Here is a 22,027-nt window from a genome sequence, read left to right on the forward strand (position 1 = left end):
CCTAAATTTTTATTTGTTGTGAAAGCTCCGCTGGAGCAGTTTTTTAATGCTATAACTTAGAAATTGGCGCTGACAAACAACTTTCTGGAATGTCAAAAGCATTAACCAGAGCCAGCGCATCTGGGCGGATATCCCAGCATAATTGATTTACCATTTTTCTGATTGCTTTTGTTTTTACCGCTTCCATGTATCCATCTTCAAGAAACCAAGCTTTGTTTTTTTCTAATTGAGAAAGTGCATACAGCTGACTTAATTTTGTCAATATTTCTTTTGTTTTTAAATCTTCTACAGCTTTAACAGCAATTTGAAACTGTTCTAGAACTACTCTTTCTAAATACGCTTGAGATACATCTATCATTTGATGCTGCACTACATTAAAAGCATCATAAGTATCTAATCCGTCATCAATTAACCTTTTGATACGTTTTGCTGCCGATGCTAAAATTGTTTTTTCTCTGTGAATGAAAGCCTGCAAATGGAATTCCCCATCTAATAAATGTTCGTCTTCTGTTCTGCGAGTAGCAATTGGGTTCTTTTCGGTAATTGCGGTTTTTGCATTTTCATACACATAATTTATAATTCCGAGTGATCCCATTTCACCAAAAGATTTTCTAAATTCAGATAAACGATTTTTGGCCGTTAACTGCATCAGAACGGTATTATCACCTTCAAAAGTGGTGTAAATTTCAGTGTCATTTTTTAAAGCATCAATTCTATTTTCAGACAAATATCCTTTTCCACCGCAAGCTTCACGGCATTCTTGCAGTATATCTCTTGTGCTCCAAGTTGAGTATGATTTCAATCCCGCCGCCAATGCTTCTATTTCCTGCATTTCAGCCTCGGTTCGATTCAAAAATCTATTAGTTAGATATTGCAGAGCAAAATGTACAGCATAGGTTTTAGTCAAATGCGGCAGTAAACGACGCTGATGAATTCTATAATTTAAAATTGGAACTTCTGATCCTCCTTCTGGTCCAAACTGTCGGCGCTGGTCACTGTATCGAATTGCAATTGTTAATCCCGATTTTGCTGCTGATAATGCTGAACGTGGAATCCCAATTCTTCCTCCGACTAGAGTTCCTAACATCGTAAAAAACCGTCTGTTATCACTTGGAATCGGGCTTTCAAATTCTCCTTTATCATTTACCGATGCAAAACGATCGAGCATATTTTCTTTCGGAATCACGACATTATCAAAGCTTATTGTTCCATTATCAACTCCGTTTAAGCCCATTTTATGACCGCAATCGCCTATCGTAACTCCGTTTAGAATATTTCCATCTGCGTCTCTTAGTCCAACTATAAAAGCATTTACACCATAATCATGACCATCAATAATTAGTTTTGCAAAAACGGTCGCCATTTGACCATGTACTGCAGCGTTGCCAATATATTCTTTTTGGGCATTTTTGTTTGGCGTATGAATTGTAAAAGTTTGATCGTTATGATTATAAGTTGCCGTGGTTTCCAGTCCTTTTACATTAGATCCATGATGTGTTTCGGTCATTGCAAAACAGCCGGGAAGTTTTAAAGAACCAATATCTTTTAGATATTTAGCGTAATGTTTCTCTGTTCCAAGAGATTGCACACTCATTCCCCAAAGTCCAAATTGAACTCCAAATTTTATTACCAAACTCAGATCATGGTAACTTAATGTCTCCATTACAGCAAAATAATCTGCAATGTTTTCTCCTCCGCCATATTGCTTTGGATAGGCCATATTTCCTAGATTTTCCTCTGCTAAAATTTTACACCATTTATATACTGTTTGGCGGTAAACATGAATATCTGTCGAAGTTTCATAAGCAAACTCTGGTTTCGAAATTATTGATTTTACTCTGTTAATTATTGGTGCTTCTTTACCGTTTAGAATTGACGTTAATTGTTGAATATCAAAACTATTTGTTGTTTGAGAATTAGCAGTTAATGAATCTGATTTTGTTTTAAAATTCTGAATTACTTCTTCTCCCAGAATTCCAAGATCATTTTCCAGTTTTGTAAAATCTGATTCTAAAGCCGAAATATCCAAGTCTTTTTCTGAAAGTGCAACCGCAATATCAAAAATAGATTTTATCGACGATTTGTCTTTTATATTAGCTTCAATGTCTGATTTCCACTGTGTAAGTTCATTTCGCGAAGGCGGATTTGAAATATCAACTTTTGAAAGAAGATATTCTTGCTCTTCGACTGAAAGGGCTTTTTGAGATTTTATAAACTCTTTTAGTGTAACAAATTCTTTTTGAGTTAAAAGATCATCGGACCACACTAAATAAAACAATGGAGTAAAGGCTTGAAGTTTGGTGTTTTTCATAGAGAATCTTAATTTTTTACTTCTGTTAAATTAAATAAATTTCACTTAAAGTCCGTTAAGATTCTCTTAATATATAAATTTAGTAAGTTGTTCAATTTAACTACAATTGAATATTTTATCCGTTAACCTTACCATTCATCATACCGCTTACAACATTAATCATTGCTTTTCTAGTTAAGAATCTAGGTAAAAAAGATTGAGCATAATTCATTACTCCAACGATTTTAAAGCTACGATTCTTTAATAGTGCATTAATTCCTTGTTTGGCAACTAGTTCAGGAGTATCTGCAGACATTCCATTTGTATTTGCTTTAGCAATAGATTGAAAACCAGTTGTAGTATTGCCAGGACAAAGAGCAGTTATAGCGATGCCCTTTTTATTATATTCGCCATAAAGAGCTTCAGAAAAATTAAGAACAAATGACTTACTCGCGCAGTATGCAGCCACATAAGGGCAAGGCTGTAAAGCACCCGTTGAAGCAACATTAATGATTCCGCCCTCACCTTTCTTAAGCATATCTGGCAATACCAAATGGCAGAGTTTTACCAATGCATTGATATTAACTTCTATCATATCTTCGTACTGCTGAATACTTTCGTCGAGAAAATTTGCCCATTTACCAAATCCAGCATTATTTATCAATAAATCTACTGATAAACCTGCTTGCTTTATTTGGTCGTACAATTTGAAAGGAGTGTCTTTTTGTAAAAGATCACCTGTAAAAACGGTTACTTTTACTTTATAGTCGCTAGAAATTTTATTAGCTAAAAGGTTTAATTTACCTTCTGACCTCGCTGTTAGAATTAGGTTTACACCTTGTTTTGCCAGTTCATATGCAAAAGCTTCTCCAATGCCAGATGAAGCCCCTGTAATTAATGCCGTTTTGTTTTTTACTGTTTTCATTTTTTAGTTATTTTTCTGAAGCAAAATTCAGTAATAACTAAATCAACCTACTTGACCTATGTTAGGAAATTAGTTTTCTTCTAACTCTGCTCAAACTTTCAGGTTTAATCCCTATAAAAGAGGCAATATATTGAAGTGGAACATTCTGAATTATATCAGGATTATGTTTTAACAGGTTTAAATAGCGTTCTTCTGCTGATAAATTTATAATATCCTTGGTTCTTTGCTCATTGTAAATAACAGATCTTTCATAAATAATTCTTGCAAAATCAGCCCATTTTTGACTATTTTGACAAAGAAGATTAAAATTGTCTTTTGTAATACGTAAGACTTGACATGAAGTTATACATTCAACATTATCATTTGAGACAGCTGCATTTATAAAACTATTAAATGAAGTAATGAAACCAGATGGGCAATTAATATGAGTTGTAATTTGGGAGCCATTTTCATTATAAAAAACTCTAATAAAACCTGAATTTATAAAATAAAGATACTTAACAGGTTTGTTTTCTATTTCTAAAATCTGGCCTTTATCACAAAAAGAAGGTTCAAAATAACGCTGAACCATAACAACATCATTCTCATCGGTTTTTATAATCTCTCGGATTAAATTTAAAAGTCTATCGTACATTTAAAATTTAGTTTCAATTAATCTGAAGTGGTATTTTTCAATTTACTGCATAAAAAAACAGGAATGAAAAATACTCATTCCTGTTTAAACATCCTGTTAAGATTCTGGTAATTTATATTTTAAACCAATAAAAAATATAAAAAACGGTTGTTATTTAGAACCTTTGGATACTGGGATTAATTTTTGCTTAATGGCAAAAATATGATGTGAATTAAAAACCAATACAGCAAGAAATACAATTCCGTATGCGATAATTTGAATAGACCCAATTGGCTCTTTATAAAAGAATGCGGCCAAAAGAAATGCAATCATTGGATTAATATTCAAAAGCATCCCAACTGTTGAAGAATTAATACCTGAAAGTGCATATAAATTAAGGAATAACGGAAAAATCGTAAACAAAATAGCAATGGTTTCGATACAGAAATAAAACTTAAATTCTGTTGGAACCTGTCCGCTGTAAGCAGGATAAAAAGGCAGTAAAAATAAAGCGGCCAATGTAATATGGAAGGTTAAAACTATAAATTTATCAAACCCCTTGTTTATACGCTGACTTACTAAATAAGAAGCATAAGTAAAGCCGATTATAATACTGAAAACCATATCCATAATATTAGTATAAGATAAAAGCAAACAGCCCGAAATACTTAAACCAACAGCCATCCATTGTGTTCTACTTAGTTTTTCATGCAAAATAAAATAAGCCAATAAAGTGGTTAAAATTGGACATACTAAGTAAGCTAATGAAGTTGCTTTTACACTAACGTGATTCATTACGTATATAAATGTAAACCAGTTTGCCATTAAAAAAACGCTTCCGCCAATATTTAGTAAAATACTTCTTCGTTTTTCAGAAACCGGCATAACTTTAAAAGTAGCTATAGTTTCTTTTATTTTTTTTCTTCTAAAGGTAAAAGCAATCAACAGCATTAGAATACTGCAGCTGAAAACACGATAAAATAATATATCCAATGATGGATACTCATGTATTGGCTTTAAAACCAAACTAAAAAATCCCCAGATTACAAAACATGTAATGGCTGCGATGTAGTATTTTGTTGTTTTCATCTGGATATTATTTATACTTTTTTTGATGAAACAAATTTCTAAAAAATTATACAGCAATACAGATACAGTTTTTGTAAATTGCAGCATAACAGTTTTTTTTATGAAAGATTCGAATTACTTGTATTTACAGTTTGCTGACCGTATTGAAAAACAGATTAAATCTGGTGTTTTAAACGTGGGCGACAAACTGCCTTCTATACGTGAAGTATGTGCAGAAACAGGTTACAGCATGAGTACCGTAAGCAAAGCTTATTACGAAATTGAGAGCAGATCACTTATAGAATCAAGACCGCAATCTGGGTATTATGTAAGTAATATTTCGGCTAGAACAATTCCTGAACCATCACCAAGCAGTCCTATTTTAAAATGTGAAAATATTGATCGCGAAGATTTGATCGATCAGGTTTATGGCAACATGACCGATAAAAGTATTACAATGCTCTCTTTAGGATTTCCTTCAAATGAATTGCTTCCTATTGCGAAGTTGAACAAAGGAATGGTTCAAGCCATGCGACAGCTTCCAAACAGCGGAACAAGCTACGAACAAGTTCAAGGAAATTTAAATTTAAGAAAAGAAATTGCCCGCTGGTCCTACACTTGGGGCGGATCTTTGACTGAACATGATATAATAACAATGCCGGGCTGTACAAGTGCTATTTCACATTGTTTAATGACTTTGACAAAGCCTGGAGATACTATTATAACCGAAAGTCCTGCATATTTTGGAATTTTACAATTGGCAAAATCATTGGGTTTGTATATTATGGAACTGCCAACAAACATGACAACAGGTATAGAATTGGAGGCTTTAAAAAAGGCTCTTTCTTCAAAGAAAGTAAAACTTTGTTTGTTGATGAGCAATTTTAGCAATCCATCTGGGAGTATGATGCCTGCTGAACATAAAATAGAAGTCGTTCGATTAATGGAATTTTACAATATTCCGCTGATTGAAGACGACATTCACGGTGATTTGTACTTTGGTTCCAGCCGTCCTACAAACTGTAAAACGTATGACGAAAGCGGTATTGTATTGTGCTGCAGTTCTGTTTCAAAAACGCTTGCGCCGGGTTATCGTGTAGGCTGGGTTTCGCCTGGAAAGTTTAAAAAACAGATTTTACGAAATAAAATTTATCATAGTCTCTCCTCGCCTACTATTACACATGAAGTTGTGGGAGATTTTCTAAAAAATGGGCGTTACGAGAATCATCTTCGTAAAATCCGTCAAATTTTAAATCGTAATTGTAATAATTATATAAACACGGTTTTAGAATCTTTTCCAGCAGGAACAAAAGTAAGTCAGCCGCAAGGAGGTTTTTTTCTGTGGATTGAGCTTGATAAAAGTATTGATACGGCTGCATTTTATCACCTAGCTATGAAACACAATATTAGTATTGCTCCAGGACGAATTTTTTCTTTTCAAGATCAATTTTCAAATTGTATGCGCTTGAGTTTTGGTCTTCCTTGGACAAATGAACTTAGAGAATCAATACAAACTCTAGGAAAACTGGCTGCCAAATAATATAAAAAAAGCTGGACAGTTACAATATATACTGTCCAGCCAACAATTAAGAGACCAAAATTAAAATTGTTATAAAACGAAATAAGCGTCTTTCTCGACTTTTACTGGTTCGTCTTTTAAATCAAATTCTTTTATAATATCAAATTCACTTTGATACTCATTAAGCATTTGTTTGATATTTCTTTCGATCGTATTAGCAATAGTTGTTACAGGTGTGTCTGAAGGTCTGTTCTCAAATGGATCCTGCAAGTGAATAGCCATTCTTTCTATTAAAAAGAAAGCTCCCGAAATTGCAGTGATTAATGGAATGGCAAACCAGCTTAATACGCTTGTTAAACCAAACGGAAGCAGAAAAATAAACAAACACAGCGTCAATCTAATGTACATACTGTAAGTAGTTGGGAAAATAGTATTTTTAATTCTCTCACATTTACCCATCTCATCACATAATCTTGACAATGTATTATCAATTTCTACTTGTTGATACATATTGATTCGCTTTTCGTTCTTAGCATTTCTAAGATCTCGCGCATGCAGCATTAAAATAGCATTTGGTATATTTTGATGGTTTTTAATGTAACGAAGTTCTTCTTCGCTTACCAAACCTTCAAGCGGTTTTATGGCATCTTTGTTTCGCAGTGCCTGACCTAAACTATAACACCATGCAATCTGTCTTTTGGCAAAATTCTCTTTGAATTCGCTTGCTTTGACAGAAAAATCTGGATCTTTATAAAAAGTTAATACTTGACGGATTAAGGTTCTTGAGTCGTTTACAATTGCTCCCCAAACAATTCTTGCTTCCCACCATCTATCATAAGCCTGATTAGATTTAAAGGCTAATAATAAGGAAATAATCGTTCCAATCATTGTTGGAATCGCAATTGGAATATCTACAGGAAGATTTATAAAATAGTGATGAAAAATTTCAAATAGTATGGTATAAGCTAATACCAAAGCAATTTCTACTTTAATTTTCCCGAGAACGTACTTCATTGGTATTCTTTTCTTTAATAACATATCGTCGGTTTTAATTAAATTAATATTTGAGTTGTTTATTTTTTTAGCGATTAGTACTAAGTACCTAGTAATTAGACTTAAGATATATAAACTATATCTATAAGTTTTACATTTGTAAAATCGAGTCCATTGTATCGACAAAAGCAGGAACAGTTACTAAGGACTAAAAACTTTAAACCAACTCTTCGTATAACGAAAGAACAGGAAGTCCTAAACGTTCGTTAATACTCTCTTTTTTAGTTTTCTTAAATTTGATTTTCTCTCCTTTACGAGTTTCTACAAGCAAATCGATGTCATATTTTGAAATTGCTTCATTTAAATATGGAGCCATATCTTCATAGTTATCATCGATTTTTGAAGTTTGGCTTACAATTTCATAGGAGAAATTATCATTCAAAAATTGCTGTACATCTTTAATATGCATATTTGCCTTACCATTTTCGATATAAAGTGCTTTGTTGAAATCGTTTTTAGGTTGTTCAATTCCTAAGTGCAGAATTGGGCATTTTTGGTTTCCTGCCAGCTGAGTTAAATACTGATGGATACGTTTGGTCTCTTTTTTATAAGAGTGAGTTAAGATGACCAATTTAACAGAAAAGTTGTCTATAATACCTCTAAAAATTGGAGATGAAAGACCGTATTGATTGTGGATTTTTATTTTGCAGTTTTGCGTATGATCAATCATATATCGGCAAGTTTCTAAAACTTCTTCTTGGCTTCTTGTAAGTCCAGTTCTCATTTCACGCAAAAAATGAGAAGAAGAAAAAGTATCCGGAGTGTCAGAAACCATCATTAGAATGATTTCGCACTCCGATTCTTTTGCTTGATTAATAGCGGCATTTACTGCGCTGATTGTATCGTCTTTTAATGTAGTAGGTATAAGGAAATTTTTCATAAGTATATTCTTTTAGTTTATACATACAAAATAACTCCTTGGAAATTAGATCGTTCTTAAGCTCTAATTAGATTTTTCTAAGATTCAACATTAGAATTTTTAATGTTATTCTTTTTGATTTTTGATTTATTAAAGATTATAGTAACGATAGTTCCTTTGTTTTGCTCAGATTGCACTTGAATTTCTCCATCATGCATACGGATAATTTTTGAAGCTAAAGGAAGACCTAAACCATATCCAATATACTTGGCCGCAATTTTTCCTCTAAAGAAAGGTTCATATAAATGAGGGATATCCTCAGGTGGAATTCCAATTCCGATATCATTAATAGAAATTTTAATTAAATCATGGTTAACTGTAAGAACCACAAAAACCTCATTATTATCGGAGTATTTTACTCCGTTGGTAATAATATTATTAATAGCGAGCTCTAAAAGAGGTTTATTACAAGGCAGCAGCAGTAAACTTGAATCTTTTGGAGCAAAGTTTAACTTGATGCTTTATCATTAAAGGTTTCTGTAAGATCAGAGATCTCATCAGAATTTTTAACTTCAGGAAGACGGTTGTGCAAATTTGATGCACTTATTCGGTTTACTTCTCTAATAATTCTTGCTACAGGATTAATAACTCGTTTAGCCAAAAAGCGACCTAGAAAGAAAGCCAAAAACATAAACGCAATACCTCCTACGATCAATATTTTTACAATATAAATAGAAGTCGTTTTTCCTTGGCGATCTCGCGCACCAACGATTACTATGTATTTTTGATTTCCTTCTTTAAAAATCTGTCCTAAATAATATTTGCTGTTTATTTCGTAATAGTTTCTTCCTGTCTCTAATATGGTAGAATAAAACTCATTTGGAAGATTTAAGTCTGTATTGTAATCAAAGCTGTTAGCGCTGTTTACTTTAAGCACATACTCTTCTTCCTCGATAAGTTCCTCGAGTCCGTTTTTCTTTAAATTACTATAATATTTTATCTTTTCAGGATCATTTTGAAAATGAATAGAAGACACAATTTTTGCCCTGTCATCTAATCGTTTCAAAAAATGATAACGATTGTTTTCTCTAAACAAAACAAAAACAAGTACACTTAAAAGTAAGGTACTAAAAGTTGAAAGCGCTACATAGGTTAAAGTAATTTTTTTTCTTATATCCATTTTATGGTTTTATAACATAACCTAGTCCTTTCATTGTATGAATGAGTTTGGTTTTGAAAGGTTTGTCTATTTTCTTTCGTAAATATGTAATATACACATCTACAACATTTGTGTTCATATCAAAATTAATATCCCAAACATTATCTAAAATTTGATCTCGAGAAACAATCATACCAGCATTTTTGCCTAAATAGTACAATAATTTAAACTCTTTTGCAGTCAAAATTATAGATTCTCCGTCTCTTTTAACTGTTTTTGCGCGTCCATTTATCTCTAAATCTCCTACTGAAATAACATCAATTTTATCTGTTTCTTGATGTGCTCTACGATGTAAAGCGTTAACTCTTGCATCAAGTTCTCCAAACTTAAATGGTTTAACCAAATAATCATCAGCTCCTGCATTAAGGCCGGTTACGATATTTTCTGATGTTCCTAAAGCTGTTAAAAGCAAAACAGGCACAAAGTTTTTACTCGCGCGAAGTCTTCTGCATATTTCAATTCCATTAATATCAGGCAGCATTACATCTAGAATTACAACATCAAAATTATAGTTGTGAATCATTTCTAGTGCAGTTTTACCATCAAGTGCCACACTTACTTCGTTGTTATTTTCTGCAAATCCTTTGCGTAAAATCGATAAAAGATTTGGTTCGTCTTCGACTATAAGTAGTTTCATATTAATTTGTATCAACAACAAAAATAGGGATTGCCATTAAAAATACTATTCATAACTGTTATAAATTATGATTTTATTATGAACTATTACTCAGATTTTAATGCAAAAAAAAAGCAACTCATAATAAGTTGCTTTTTTATATACTAAAATTGGGTTATTTAATACTAGTTTTTGAAATTAAAGCTCAATACAGCTCCTAAGCCAAACTGGAAAGTAGAAACATAATCATCAACTGCAACTGGTCCATACCAATATGTCCAATAATAACTCTCACCAACTGCTGCTGACATAGATTGTAAATAGGCATTAATATTTACAGAGACTGTTGAAGCGGTTTTAATCTTTACCCCTCCTTTTATATCCCAGGCAAAATAAGTACCACTTCCGCCCTGAGGTGTTTCAATGATACCAACTCCCGCTCCAGCGCCTAAATAAGGCAAAAGATTTGAGCCTGTATCAAAATAATGAGTAAAATCGGCAAGAATAAAATTGAAAGCTCCTTTATCATTTCCAGCATTGATTTGGTTTCCTGTTGGACCATAAAATGGAATTTTAGTATCAGCTCTTAAATACTTTAATTCAACTGAATTGTTTGTTGAAAAGAAATACTCAAATCCTGCTCCATATTGAAAACCATCTTCAACTGTTGCTGAATAACCATCGTAATCGATGCTGTCAGAAAAATTGTAACCACCATACAAATTAAGAGAAAATGACCTCGCATCTTGTGCATTCATTCCTATTACAAATAGGAAAAAAACTAAAAATAAACTGTACTTTTTCATAAATTTTGTTTTTGAAAGTTAATAGGGAAATCAAATTTAAGTTTTTTCTTCTAAATTTTAAATAAATTTTAACAAAAAAAATCAGACCAGTAAAAAATTAAGTCACTAAAATACACTCAATTACAAATTTAAAATGTTTCACCTGCATTCAAATAGAATCCTTTAGAACTATTTCCCCATGCATAATCCACAATTAAATTGGTCCGCGTTTTTTTATCAATCAGAATTCTTAATCCAATACCAGCCGCTGGTTGAATTGTGTGAAAAAGAGATGTATTGGCATCCTTATTACTAGCAGTTACAAAATTGGTAAAAACGGTACCGCTTATCATTTGATTGCAAGTAATGGGAAATCGAAGTTCTGTAGACAGATAAATCAGTCCATCTCCTCTAAATAAGCCTTGTGTATATCCCTCTCCACTCCTGCTGCGCTGATCCCAGCCAATTGCGGGTAAATTTAAATAAGGTACTTTACCACGTGTTACAAATTGTCCGTAAGCCCAAATTCCTAAAATATAACGGTCGTTTTTACTTGATAAGGGAATAAACTGTCTGAATTCTGTATACAAAACATTACTGTATTGTTGATTATCAAATAAAACGGGATTAAAACGATAATTAACATTGGCAAACCATCCTCTGTTCGAATTCACTTGATTATCTCGTGAATCGTATACCATATTAAAGCTTACACCTGTTAGGAAATATTCTAAATTATTAAATCCGTGCTGTTGGCTGTAATTGTAATGATAAGTCAAATTTCCGTTAGCTACATCCAACTCTTTATCGTTTATATTAGTGTACCAATCAATATTTACACCTCCGCCCACATAAAAATTCTTTCTTACCTCAAAAGAAGCCGTTTGATGAAACTTAAAATAATTGTAATCCATTGATTGAGCAATCGAGTCGATACTAAAACTTGGATCTCGATCGCGTCGAGGCGGAATAATATCGGTGCCTAGACCGTAATTGGGCTGTGAGAAAATGTATAGGCGATAATCGCCGCTTAAAAAAATTCTGTTATTTTTTAGTAGAATATTATTTTTTACATTGATCATCCACTGCTTTTTCAAAGTGTAAATAATTCCAAGATTTGCTACCGAATATTTATCAGCTTCTTGTTTCCCTTTGAACGTGTACTGGGCAACACCGCCAAAAAAAAATCCGGTCGCTGGTTGTGAGCCAATTGCCGGGATTACAAGAAAAAAATTGCTTTTAGTGGGTTTAACAATATAAATGGAATCTTTCTTTTTAAAGACTTCAAAAATAGTTTTTGGCGCACATATTTCTGAGTTGCTTGTCTCAGATTCCGATTGTGCATTTAAATATAAAGGAGTAAAAAGAAGCAAAACTGCTAATTTCAGGATGTGTTTAAAATAAGTATTTTCTAAGAATTTCACTCTTTAAAAGTTTTAATTTCTACTAAAATCATATTCAAACCTTCTGTAAATATAGCTTATTTTCAACACATTACTTAAATTTAATTCGTTTAATTGTATAAAAAAAACCGTCAATTTGCATTGACGGTTTTTACTAACGAATTATATAGAATCAATTATTTCGTAATAAACTTTGGGTGAATTAAATTTTCTAATGAATAAATTTCATCCCATTTTCCTGTGTGATCAGCTTTCTTTCTAAAACCGCAATTTGATGTACGCTTTTGTTCGTTTTCAAAGCTTCGCCGGCAATACTTGCACTTTCTTCGTAGCCAATAATTGGATTTAATTGTGTTACAATTCCAATGCTGTTCATTACCATATTATAACAGTGATCAACATTTGCAGTAATTCCGTTGATGCATTTATCAATTAAAGTCTGAATAGCATTTGACAGATAATCAAGCGATGTAAACATGGCAAAAGCAATTACAGGCTCCATAACATTCAATTGCAATTGTCCAGCTTCTGCGGCCATCGTAACGGTTAGATCCTGACCAATTACATAAAAACAGGTTTGATTTACGACTTCTGGAATTACTGGATTTACTTTTCCAGGCATTATAGACGAACCAGGCTGACGTGCCGGCAGATTAATTTCGTTTAAACCTGTTCTAGGCCCTGAACTTAGCAATCTTAAATCGTTGCAGATTTTAGAAATCTTAACAGCAGAACGTTTTAAAGTTCCCATAATCTGTACGTATGCTCCTGTATCAACTGTTGCTTCGATTAAATCTGGAGACAGCGTTAAAGCAATTCCAACTTCTTCAGCAAGATATTTCACGCAAATTTCAGGATAACCTTCGGGTGCATTTACTTTCGTTCCAATCGCAGTTGCTCCCATATTGATTTCTAATAATAGTTCCTGAGCATTTCTTAAACGTTGAATATCTTCGCCAATCGTAGTCGCATAAGCTTTAAATTCTTGTCCTAAAGTCATTGGCACAGCATCTTGCAGCTGCGTTCTTCCCATTTTCAGAACTTCTTTAAACTCCTCACCTTTTTTTGCAAAAGCAATTTCTAATCCAGAAAGCGTTTTAATAAAACTTTCCATTTTTAGATACAATGCAATTCTAAATGCCGATGGGTAAGCATCGTTTGTAGACTGTGAACAATTTACATGATTATTGGGGTGCAAAAAGTTGTATTCGCCTTTTTTATGTCCCAAATATTCAAGTCCAATGTTTGCAATCACTTCATTAGCATTCATATTTACAGATGTCCCTGCACCGCCTTGAATTAAATCACTCACAAATTCGTCATTAAATTTTCCAGCAATTACCTGATCGCTTCCATAACAAATCGCTTCGGCAATTTTAGGATCTAATGCACCGCAGTCTTTGTTTGCCAAAGCAGCTGCCTTTTTTACATATCCTAAAGCTTTGATGAACAAAGGCTCTTTAGAAATAGGAATTCCAGTAATATTAAAATTTTCTACCGCTCTAAAAGTCTGGATTCCGTAGTATAAATGATTTGGAATTTCTAGCTCTCCCAGAAAATCATGTTCCTTTCTTGTTGATTCCATATAATAAAATTGCTATGTTTTTAACTTAAAAATAAATGTAAAGCTACATCAAATTATGCATTAAAAATGTGAATGAAATCAAAATGATTTGCGATTTGCATAGAATATTTTATTCTAAATTATTACCTTTTCACTCTCAAACAATTATAAGAACAGAGTTGAAAAAAGAAAGCGAATATTTTCTTGATAAAGAGTTTAATACCATTATTTACGCCAAAGACGATCTAAATTTTAAAGATTTTGAATGCTGCGTTTTTAATAATTGTAACTTTTCTGCCTGTACTTTTCTTGCTGTTACTTTTATTGACTGCGTTTTTAACGATTGCATTTTTAATGAAGCCAAAATTAATTATGTAGCTTTTAGAACTGCTTCTTTTAATCGATGTGAAATTAAAGAAGTAAACTTCGCCATGTGCGACAAACTAATTTTTGAAGTCAGCTTTACAGATTGTATTCTGGACTTTTCAAAATTCTATACTTTAAAAATAAAGGGAACGCCATTTGTCAATTGCAGTTTAATTGCAGTAGATTTTATGGCCGCTGATTTAACCAATGTTATTTTTGACAATTGCGATTTATACCGATCTGAGTTTGATAGAGCAATTGCCAACAAAGCCGATTTTAGAACTAGTTACAACTATACGATTGATCCGTCTAAAACTAAACTTAAAAAAGCCGTTTTTGCTTTGAAAGAATTAAAAGGCTTGTTGTTTAAACATGATGTAATTGTGAGTTAATGAGTAACATTAATCTGCTTTTTTAGGAAGTACTGACTTTGGCAGATACAATAAAATCACTAACACACTTACCAAGCAAAAAAAATGAATAAGCATGCCATAGAAAAAAGCATTGTAGAAATGCTGAAAATCTGTGGTACCTTTTGTTAAATAGTAAAATACACTTCCAGTAATAGCAATTCCAAAAGCCCCAAACAACTGCTGCAATGTAGAATAAACACCAGAAGCATTTCCTATAAGATTTTGTGGTAAATTTTTGAGAGCAATATTAGCAAATGAAGGCAAAACCAGTGCAACACCAGCGCCATGTAAAAACATTACTATATATCCTCTAAAATCAATTGTTTCGTAATAAAAAAGAATAAGTTGTAGAATAAGCACAAACATAAGTAACAGTACGCCAAATATCAATACAAATTTCCCATAACGCAGCACTAATTTTGCAGAAAAAAATGAGGCAAGAATAAAACCGCTTCCTTGAAATACAATAAAATATCCTGCATGCATCGGAGACAGTCGAATTCCTTCCTGAAGAAAAATCGCAAGTACAAAAAAATAGGCATCCAGCATTAACATAAAAAGTGCTGACGCTGAAATTGCCATATTAAAGTTCCTATAGGTGAAAAGTTTCATATCTAATAAAGGTTCTTTTTCTTTAGATTTTCTTCTTATCTGTCTGAATATAAAAGCAAAAACAAACAAAATAGATAAAGGCAAACCAATTTTAATAGAACCGTTTTGTTCTCCTCCAGTACTTAAAGTAAAAACTAATATGGCAAGTCCTCCACATAAAATAAAAGCACTCAAATAGTCCATTTGCATAGAAGAATTATCCCTAGATTGAGTAAGATAGCGAGTCGCCAGCAATAGACCAGCTGCACACATAGGAATGTTTATGAGAAATATATAGCGCCAAGAATCGTCAATTAAAAACGGTTTAAGTTCTACCAAGAAACCACCTAAAAACTGCCCCAGCATAGTACCAATACCTATAGCAATTCCGTACCAGCCCATCGCATAGGTACGTTCCTTATGATCAGTAAAAAGAACTTGTATATAAGATAAAACTTGTGGTGACATTAAAGCCGCACTTATTCCTTGAAAAAATCTTAGTAAAATTAGATGGTCGATTGTTTCTGCAAAACCACATCCAGCAGAACAAATCATAAATAGAAACATTCCTAGAATAAAAATTTTCTTTCTCCCGTAATAGTCCCCTATTTTACCCCCAATTATTAAAAAAGAAGCAAACCCGACCATGTACATTGAAACCACCAGTTGTATTTTTCCATTATTGGAACCAAGTCCTCGTTGAATGGAAGGAATGGCGATGTTTACAATAAATATGTCTAGTATAGTAAGTAAATGTCCGAGTAACAGAATGAGCAATGAAATGTATTTTGTATTTTTCATAATATATAGAACGATCTATCTATTTTGGATTAAAAAAAATTAGAAAAGTTGTTTAATGGTATTTTTAAAAGTTTGGAGATCATTAGTATTTCCGTTTATACTTGCTGATACTACTGCTCCTTCTATTGTTAAAAAGACAATATTTTGTACGGTGCTTTTTTCAAGCGAAAGTTTTTCTACAGCACTTATTTCATCAATCAAGACATTAATATAATCTTTTTGACGCTTTTTATGTGCAGCAATAAATTGCTCAACTCTTTTATCTTCTCTACCAATTTCGGCATTTATTTTAATAAAATGGCATCCAGAACAATTAGAATCCTCTTGAAGTTTAATACGATAATCAACCAGTTTAAGCAGTTTTTGTATAGGATCTATCTCTTCTTTTAAACAGCTGTCAAGATCATTAAAATACTCTATTTCTTGTTGCTCTAAATAATGATACAACAAATCACTTTTGGATTGATAATGCTTGTAAAGAGAGCCAATAGCAATACCGGCTTCAGCGATAATCTGATTAATTCCTGTGCTGTTATAGCCTTGATGATAAAACAGACGAGAAGCTGTTTCAAGTATTCTTTCTTTTACGCTGGCTTTCTGTTCCATTCTCTTTTTTTGTCAAAGATACATCAAAAACAGATAGATCTATCTATATATTTTAATCAAAATTAATAATTCATCAAGTGTGAATTTAATTAACTAAAAACTATAATGGTTTTCTCATTACATAATCTTCCATTAAATAACCATTTCCAATTTCAATATCAACTTCTTCTTTTACGTCGAAACCAACTTTTTTATAGAAATTTAATGCCGTATTGAAACGGTTTACATTTAATAAAAGCGCAGTAGAATTATTCTTTAAAGCTAATTCTTCAATTAAATCAAAAACAATTTTGCCATATCCTTTCCCCTGAGTTTCTGGTAAAAGATATACTTTATGAATTTTAGTTACAGCTTCTTTTTTGTAATTATGTTCAATTCCGATGAATCCTATTGTGGCTTCTGAATCTAAAATTAAGTAAAACAATTGTTCCTTATTATCGATTTGTTTACTTAAAGCTTCATCTGAATAAAAAAGCCCTAACATGTAGTCTAACTGGGTTTTAGATAAAATACTTCCATATGTAATTGGCCAGGTGATGTTTGTGATTTCTTGAATTATTTTAACATCATTTACATCTGCTTCTGAAATTGTAATCATATTATACTCTGAGATTTCTTTTAATTTGTAAAAACTTGATTTTCTTGTTCACTTACTCTTATAAATGTAGTTCGTTTAGAAAGTTCTTTTAATCTTGGGGCGCCAACATACGTACAAGTACTTCGTAATCCTCCTAAAATATCCAAAACAGTTTGAATTACATTTCCTTTAAAAGGCACCTGAACTGTTTTTCCTTCGCTAGCTCTATATTCTGCAACCCCTCCAACATGTTTGTCCATTGCAGTTGCCGAACTCATTCCGTAGAATTGTTTAAATTTTTCACCGTTTATTTCGATTAGCTCTCCTCCGCTTTCAGTATGTCCGGCAAGCATTCCGCCTAACATTACAAAATCTGAACCTGCTCCAAAAGCTTTTGCAACATCACCTGGAGTTGTACAGCCGCCGTCACTTATAATATGTCCGCCTAAACCGTGTGCTGCATCTGCACATTCAATAATTGCAGAAAGCTGCGGATAACCAACGCCTGTTTTTACACGTGTTGTACAAAAAGAACCTGGTCCAATACCAACTTTTACAATATCGGCGCCTGCCAAAAGTAATTCTTCTACCATTTCGCCTGTAACAACATTGCCGGCAATAATAACTTTATCTGGATATTGTTTTCGTGTTTGTTTTAGAAACTGAACAAAATGTTCTGAATAGCCATTGGCAACATCAATGCAAATAAATTTTAAGAGCGGGTTTGCAGTAACTACTGTTCCAATTTTTTCAAAATCTTCTTTTCCTGTTCCTGTGCTTATGGCAATATAGTTGTAGAAATCTGGCGTAACATTTTTCAGAAAATCATTCCATTCTTCTAAAGTATAATGTTTATGAATTGCGGTAAAAAGTTTTTCTTTTGCTAAGACCTTCGCCATTTCAAAAGTACCGACTGTATCCATATTTGCTGCCATAATCGGAATCCCTGTCCAATCTGCTGTACTGTGTAAAAACTTAAAATTTCGTTCGAGAGAAACTTCAGATCTGCTTTTTAGTGTAGATCTTTTGGGGCGAATCATTACATCTTTAAATCCTAATTTCAGATCAGTTTCTATTCTCATAGTTCAAGATTTTGGTTACTCTCAAATATACAATTTTAGATTTTAGATTGTTGAATTTAGATTGCTAAACTTTATCTTTATTTGAACGCAGATGACGCTGATTCGCTATCGCGAAAACGCTGATGGAAACGGATTTTTCTTTCTGTGCTTTATGCCGACTTTCACTTCGCTCAACCTGACAAGCCTGAAACTTGAGACTTTAAACAAAAGAAACAAGGAAATTATCCGTGAATAGTTTCACCTTTTCCGTAATTGGTAATGATTGATTCTTCAAATTCCAACCATTCTCTCCAGCGTTTTTCAACATCTATGCCAACTCCATATTTTCTAGCATAAGTAATAAAGGTTGTATAATGACCTGCTTCGCTTTCCATTAATTCTCTGTAAAAAACGGCTAGTTCTTCATCTTTAATGTTTTCAGAAAGCACTTTGAAACGTTCACAGCTCCTAGCTTCGATCATTGCCGAAAATAATAATCGTTCTACTAAACCTGAAACACGACTTCCGTCGCCGCTTTTCTTCATATATAAATAAAGTTCATTTACATAATCGTCTTTGCGTTCGCGTCCAAGCTTTAATCCTCTTTTAATAATGATATTGTGAACTTGCTCAAAATGATCAATTTCTTCTTTGGCTAAAGCCAATAAATCCTGAACTAAATCTTGATGTTCAGAGTTGTTGGTGATAATTGTAATAGCATTTGTTGCTGCTTTTTGCTCGCACCATGCATGATCTGTTAAGATTTCTTCTATATTTTTCTCAACAATATTTACCCATCTAGGGTCAGTTGGCAATTGTAATCTTAGTACGCCCATTTTTTTATATTTGTTTCAGGTTTATTTTGTTTAACGTTTCAAGTTTTCTATTCTAAACGAAAAAAGTTTAAAGTTCTAAACCGTCTTTTGAACAGTTCAAAACTTTAAACTTGAAACTTTAAACTTGAAACTATTTTTTAGTAAGCAAAAATTGGTCTTTCGCTCATCATTTCGTTTACTTGTTCAGCAACTTCTTCGATAACATCTTCATTTGTGTGATCTGTAAGAACTTTATCGATTAAAGCAACGATAGTTTCCATATCTTTTTCAACTAAACCACGAGTAGTGATTGCAGCTGTTCCTACACGAATTCCAGAAGTAACAAATGGTGATTTGTCATCAAATGGAACCATGTTTTTATTTACTGTGATTTCTGCTTTTACTAATGCATTTTCTGCTTCTTTACCAGAAATATTTTTATTTCTTAAGTCAATAAGCATCATATGGTTATCAGTTCCTCCAGAGATAATGTTGTAACCTCTTTTTACGAAAGCATCAGCCATTGCATTTGCATTTTTTTGCAATTGCATTGCGTATGTAAAGAATTCATCTTTAAGTGCTTCACCAAAAGCAACTGCTTTTGCAGCAATAATATGCATTAAAGGCCCTCCTTGATTTCCAGGGAAAACAGCTAAATCTAATAATGAAGACATCATTCTGATTTCTCCTTTTGGAGTTTTTAAACCTTGTGGGTTTTCGAAATCTTTCCCCATCAAGATCAAACCTCCACGAGGTCCGCGTAATGTTTTGTGAGTTGTTGTTGAAACAATATGACAATGAGGGATTGGATCATTCATCAAACCTTTTGCAATTAAACCTGCAGGGTGAGAAATATCAGCAAATAAAATTGCTCCTACGCTGTCAGCGATTTGTCTGAAACGAGCAAAATCCATATCACGAGAATAAGCCGAAGCTCCTGCGATAATTAATTTTGGCTGCTCTTTTGTAGCAATTTCTTGAATTTTGTCATAATCTAAACGACCTGTTTCAGCATCTACACCGTAGAAAACTGGACGGTATAAACGACCAGAAAAGTTAACTGGTGAACCATGAGTTAAGTGACCACCATGAGATAAATCAAATCCTAAAATTGTATCACCAGGATTTAAACAAGCGTGATATACAGATGTATTTGCTTGTGAACCTGAGTGAGGCTGTACGTTTGCGTATTCAGCACCAAACAATTCTTTTGCTCTGTCAATAGCAATTTGCTCAATAACGTCAACTACTTCGCAACCGCCGTAGTATCTTTTGCCAGGATACCCCTCGGCATATTTATTAGTTAAAACAGACCCTGCTGCTTGCATTACTTCATCACTTACAAAATTTTCTGAAGCGATAAGTTCTAATCCGTGAATTTGTCTATCTTTTTCCTCTAGGATAAGATTAAAAATTTGTTCGTCGCGTTGCATTTTTTCGTTTTTCGTTAATTTCCTGCAAAAATACAAAAAAACGTTTGTGATACTGTTAGATTATGATATATTTGACAAGTAATTTTTCAACAAATAATTAACATCCAACATGCCAATAACCGCTAACGATACCAAAAGAAAATCATGGTTAGAAGTACCAGAAAATAGCGACTTTCCTATTCAAAACATTCCTTTCGGTGTATTTCTTACTAAAGAAAATGTTGTGACCGTAGGAACAAGAATTGGTGATTACGCTATAGATTTAGGGGCTTTACAACAATTGAACTATTTTGCAGGAATTGATTTGACTGACGATATGTTCATGCAGGATACGCTTAATGATTTTATTTCTGATGGAAAAAAAACATGGCGTTTAGTTCGAAATCGCATTGCCGAAATTTTCGACGAAACCAATCCACAACTTAGAGATTCAACAAAAGACAGAGATATTGTTATTTTTAACATCGATGATGTAGAAATGCAGCTTCCTGTTTTAATTGGTGATTATACTGACTTTTACTCGAGCAGAGAACACGCTACAAACGTAGGAAAGCTGTTTCGCGACCCTGAAAATGCGCTTTTTCCAAACTGGCTGCATATCCCAGTAGGTTATCACGGAAGAAGCTCAACAATTGTTCCGTCAGGAATTCCAGTTCACAGACCAATGGGACAAACTTTGCCGGCAGGTGAAAAATATCCTGTTTTCGGCCCGTCTCGTTTAGTTGATTTTGAATTGGAAACTGCTTTCATTACAACTGATGTCAATGTAATGGGAGAAAATATTTCAACGTATGAAGCTGAAGATTATATTTTTGGTATGGTTTTACTAAATGACTGGAGTGCGCGTGATATTCAAAGATGGGAATATGTGCCGCTTGGACCATTTTTAGCTAAAAACTTTGCAACTTCAATTTCTCCATGGATTGTTACAATGGATGCTTTAGAACCTTTTAGAACAAAAGGGCCTAAGCAAGATCCTACTCCGCTTCCATATTTACAAACAAAAGGAAAAAAAGCTTTTGATATTCATTTAGAAGTTTCAATAAAACCAGAAGAACAGGAAGAAACTGTGGTTTCTAAATCTAATTTTAAATATTTATACTGGTCAATGAGTCAGCAATTAGCACATCATACTTCAAACGGATGTCGTGTAAATTCTGGTGATATGATGGGTTCAGGAACTATTTCAGGACCAACTGATGATAGTTTTGGCTCTATGTTAGAATTGACTTGGGGAGGAAAAAATCCAGTTAAGCTAAATGATGGCAGCGAACGTAAATTTATTGAAGATAACGACACGGTAATTATTCGTGGTTTCTGCGAGAGCAATGAAGTACGAATTGGATTTGGAGAAGTTTCAAGCCAATTATTACCTCCGTTCATTAGACAATGAAGAGCTGATCAATCTGAAGAGATATAAAAAAAGAAAACCTTGGTGAGAGCCAAGGTT

At 33.1% G+C, this 22,027-nt stretch carries 20 protein-coding genes and 1 pseudogene; 3 read left to right on the top strand and 18 right to left on the bottom strand.

The window, feature by feature from the left end; genetic code table 11:
• Positions 1-49 precede the first annotated feature (49 nt).
• From ACHRVL_RS10210 to ACHRVL_RS10225, 4 genes are all read right to left on the bottom strand, one after another.
• Entirely contained in the window at positions 50-2,311 is a 2,262-nt protein-coding gene (locus tag ACHRVL_RS10210) for an acyl-CoA dehydrogenase (RefSeq protein WP_395412399.1), read from the bottom strand.
• 115 nt (positions 2,312-2,426) lie between these two features.
• Positions 2,427-3,215: an SDR family NAD(P)-dependent oxidoreductase gene (locus ACHRVL_RS10215; RefSeq protein WP_395412401.1), complete on the bottom strand. Its 789-nt coding sequence runs from the start codon at positions 3,213-3,215 to the stop codon at positions 2,427-2,429.
• A 61-nt stretch (positions 3,216-3,276) separates the two neighbouring features.
• On the bottom strand, positions 3,277-3,849 hold the full coding sequence (locus ACHRVL_RS10220; RefSeq protein ID WP_395412404.1) for a Crp/Fnr family transcriptional regulator: 573 nt from the start codon (positions 3,847-3,849) through the stop codon (positions 3,277-3,279).
• Between the two features lie 150 nt (positions 3,850-3,999).
• Complete coding sequence (locus ACHRVL_RS10225) at positions 4,000-4,917, bottom strand: EamA family transporter (RefSeq protein WP_395412405.1); 918 nt, start codon at positions 4,915-4,917, stop codon at positions 4,000-4,002.
• 100 nt (positions 4,918-5,017) lie between these two features.
• Between ACHRVL_RS10225 and ACHRVL_RS10230 the strand changes: the two genes are divergently transcribed.
• A complete protein-coding gene (locus ACHRVL_RS10230; protein WP_395412408.1) occupies positions 5,018-6,436 on the top strand; it encodes a PLP-dependent aminotransferase family protein in 1,419 nt (472 codons plus the stop codon).
• Positions 6,437-6,505: 69 nt separating this feature from the next.
• Here ACHRVL_RS10230 and ACHRVL_RS10235 read toward each other — a convergent pair whose 3' ends face one another.
• The 8 genes and pseudogenes from ACHRVL_RS10235 to aspA form a co-directional block, all read right to left on the bottom strand.
• A complete protein-coding gene (locus ACHRVL_RS10235) occupies positions 6,506-7,453 on the bottom strand; it encodes a bestrophin family protein (RefSeq protein ID WP_395412409.1) in 948 nt (315 codons plus the stop codon).
• Positions 7,454-7,625: 172 nt separating this feature from the next.
• Positions 7,626-8,348, bottom strand: coding sequence for a hypothetical protein (locus tag ACHRVL_RS10240; RefSeq protein WP_395412410.1), 723 nt, complete (start codon positions 8,346-8,348; stop codon positions 7,626-7,628).
• Positions 8,349-8,425: 77 nt separating this feature from the next.
• Entirely contained in the window at positions 8,426-8,845 is a 420-nt protein-coding gene (locus tag ACHRVL_RS10245) for a sensor histidine kinase (protein ID WP_395413010.1), read from the bottom strand.
• The gene (locus ACHRVL_RS10250) at positions 8,836-9,507 is read right to left on the bottom strand and encodes a HAMP domain-containing protein (protein ID WP_395412412.1); all 672 of its coding nucleotides are present in this window, start codon (positions 9,505-9,507) and stop codon (positions 8,836-8,838) included. Before ACHRVL_RS10250 ends, ACHRVL_RS10245 begins: the two co-directional genes overlap by 10 nt.
• Position 9,508: 1 nt before the next feature.
• Positions 9,509-10,183 carry a response regulator transcription factor gene (locus ACHRVL_RS10255; RefSeq protein WP_395412414.1) on the bottom strand — a complete coding sequence of 225 codons (675 nt, stop codon included), beginning with the start codon at positions 10,181-10,183 and terminating at the stop codon, positions 9,509-9,511.
• A 164-nt stretch (positions 10,184-10,347) separates the two neighbouring features.
• Positions 10,348-10,968, bottom strand: coding sequence for an outer membrane beta-barrel protein (locus tag ACHRVL_RS10260; protein ID WP_395412415.1), 621 nt, complete (start codon positions 10,966-10,968; stop codon positions 10,348-10,350).
• Positions 10,969-11,096: 128 nt separating this feature from the next.
• Positions 11,097-12,371 (bottom strand): BamA/TamA family outer membrane protein, encoded by a 1,275-nt coding sequence (locus ACHRVL_RS10265; RefSeq protein ID WP_395412417.1) that lies wholly within the window; start codon positions 12,369-12,371, stop codon positions 11,097-11,099.
• 155 nt (positions 12,372-12,526) lie between these two features.
• Positions 12,527-13,935: pseudogene (gene aspA, locus ACHRVL_RS10270) on the bottom strand (aspartate ammonia-lyase).
• A 158-nt stretch (positions 13,936-14,093) separates the two neighbouring features.
• Between aspA and ACHRVL_RS10275 the strand changes: the two are divergent.
• Entirely contained in the window at positions 14,094-14,672 is a 579-nt protein-coding gene (locus ACHRVL_RS10275; RefSeq protein ID WP_395413012.1) for a pentapeptide repeat-containing protein, read from the top strand.
• Between the two features lie 9 nt (positions 14,673-14,681).
• On the opposite strand, the gene ACHRVL_RS10280 is transcribed toward ACHRVL_RS10275, so the two are convergent.
• The 6 genes from ACHRVL_RS10280 to glyA all read right to left on the bottom strand — a co-directional run bounded on the left by ACHRVL_RS10280 (position 14,682) and on the right by glyA (position 20,577).
• On the bottom strand, positions 14,682-16,085 hold the full coding sequence (locus ACHRVL_RS10280) for an MFS transporter (RefSeq protein WP_395412420.1): 1,404 nt from the start codon (positions 16,083-16,085) through the stop codon (positions 14,682-14,684).
• A gap of 39 nt (positions 16,086-16,124) precedes the next feature.
• Positions 16,125-16,691 carry a TetR/AcrR family transcriptional regulator gene (locus ACHRVL_RS10285; protein ID WP_395412423.1) on the bottom strand — a complete coding sequence of 189 codons (567 nt, stop codon included), beginning with the start codon at positions 16,689-16,691 and terminating at the stop codon, positions 16,125-16,127.
• A 100-nt stretch (positions 16,692-16,791) separates the two neighbouring features.
• Complete coding sequence (locus ACHRVL_RS10290; RefSeq protein ID WP_395412426.1) at positions 16,792-17,289, bottom strand: GNAT family N-acetyltransferase; 498 nt, start codon at positions 17,287-17,289, stop codon at positions 16,792-16,794.
• Between the two features lie 20 nt (positions 17,290-17,309).
• Complete coding sequence (locus ACHRVL_RS10295) at positions 17,310-18,350, bottom strand: GMP reductase (protein ID WP_395412429.1); 1,041 nt, start codon at positions 18,348-18,350, stop codon at positions 17,310-17,312.
• 221 nt (positions 18,351-18,571) lie between these two features.
• Positions 18,572-19,165, bottom strand: coding sequence for a tRNA-(ms[2]io[6]A)-hydroxylase (locus ACHRVL_RS10300; RefSeq protein WP_089055797.1), 594 nt, complete (start codon positions 19,163-19,165; stop codon positions 18,572-18,574).
• 137 nt (positions 19,166-19,302) lie between these two features.
• The gene (gene glyA / locus ACHRVL_RS10305; protein ID WP_089057729.1) at positions 19,303-20,577 is read right to left on the bottom strand and encodes a serine hydroxymethyltransferase; all 1,275 of its coding nucleotides are present in this window, start codon (positions 20,575-20,577) and stop codon (positions 19,303-19,305) included.
• Positions 20,578-20,686: 109 nt separating this feature from the next.
• Between glyA and fahA the strand changes: the two genes are divergently transcribed.
• The gene (fahA, locus tag ACHRVL_RS10310; RefSeq protein WP_395412431.1) at positions 20,687-21,970 is read left to right on the top strand and encodes a fumarylacetoacetase; all 1,284 of its coding nucleotides are present in this window, start codon (positions 20,687-20,689) and stop codon (positions 21,968-21,970) included.
• Positions 21,971-22,027 lie beyond the last annotated feature (57 nt).

This window comes from Flavobacterium sp. FlaQc-28 (genome assembly GCF_044007415.1).
GTDB lineage: Bacteria > Bacteroidota > Bacteroidia > Flavobacteriales > Flavobacteriaceae > Flavobacterium.

Bases quoted from the DNA above. Each gene is read 5' to 3' on its own strand.
- ACHRVL_RS10210 (WP_395412399.1), bottom strand. From the start codon at position 2,311: ATGAAAAACACCAAACTTCAAGCCTTTACTCCATTGTTTTATTTAGTG.
- ACHRVL_RS10215 (WP_395412401.1), bottom strand. From the start codon at position 3,215: ATGAAAACAGTAAAAAACAAAACGGCATTAATTACAGGGGCTTCATCT.
- ACHRVL_RS10220 (WP_395412404.1), bottom strand. From the start codon at position 3,849: ATGTACGATAGACTTTTAAATTTAATCCGAGAGATTATAAAAACCGAT.
- ACHRVL_RS10225 (WP_395412405.1), bottom strand. From the start codon at position 4,917: ATGAAAACAACAAAATACTACATCGCAGCCATTACATGTTTTGTAATC.
- ACHRVL_RS10230 (WP_395412408.1), top strand. From the start codon at position 5,018: ATGAAAGATTCGAATTACTTGTATTTACAGTTTGCTGACCGTATTGAA.
- ACHRVL_RS10235 (WP_395412409.1), bottom strand. From the start codon at position 7,453: ATGTTATTAAAGAAAAGAATACCAATGAAGTACGTTCTCGGGAAAATT.
- ACHRVL_RS10240 (WP_395412410.1), bottom strand. From the start codon at position 8,348: ATGAAAAATTTCCTTATACCTACTACATTAAAAGACGATACAATCAGC.
- ACHRVL_RS10250 (WP_395412412.1), bottom strand. From the start codon at position 9,507: ATGGATATAAGAAAAAAAATTACTTTAACCTATGTAGCGCTTTCAACT.
- ACHRVL_RS10255 (WP_395412414.1), bottom strand. From the start codon at position 10,183: ATGAAACTACTTATAGTCGAAGACGAACCAAATCTTTTATCGATTTTA.
- ACHRVL_RS10260 (WP_395412415.1), bottom strand. From the start codon at position 10,968: ATGAAAAAGTACAGTTTATTTTTAGTTTTTTTCCTATTTGTAATAGGA.
- ACHRVL_RS10280 (WP_395412420.1), bottom strand. From the start codon at position 16,085: ATGAAAAATACAAAATACATTTCATTGCTCATTCTGTTACTCGGACAT.
- ACHRVL_RS10285 (WP_395412423.1), bottom strand. From the start codon at position 16,691: ATGGAACAGAAAGCCAGCGTAAAAGAAAGAATACTTGAAACAGCTTCT.
- ACHRVL_RS10290 (WP_395412426.1), bottom strand. From the start codon at position 17,289: ATGATTACAATTTCAGAAGCAGATGTAAATGATGTTAAAATAATTCAA.
- ACHRVL_RS10295 (WP_395412429.1), bottom strand. From the start codon at position 18,350: ATGAGAATAGAAACTGATCTGAAATTAGGATTTAAAGATGTAATGATT.
- ACHRVL_RS10300 (WP_089055797.1), bottom strand. From the start codon at position 19,165: ATGGGCGTACTAAGATTACAATTGCCAACTGACCCTAGATGGGTAAAT.
- glyA (WP_089057729.1), bottom strand. From the start codon at position 20,577: ATGCAACGCGACGAACAAATTTTTAATCTTATCCTAGAGGAAAAAGAT.
- fahA (WP_395412431.1), top strand. From the start codon at position 20,687: ATGCCAATAACCGCTAACGATACCAAAAGAAAATCATGGTTAGAAGTA.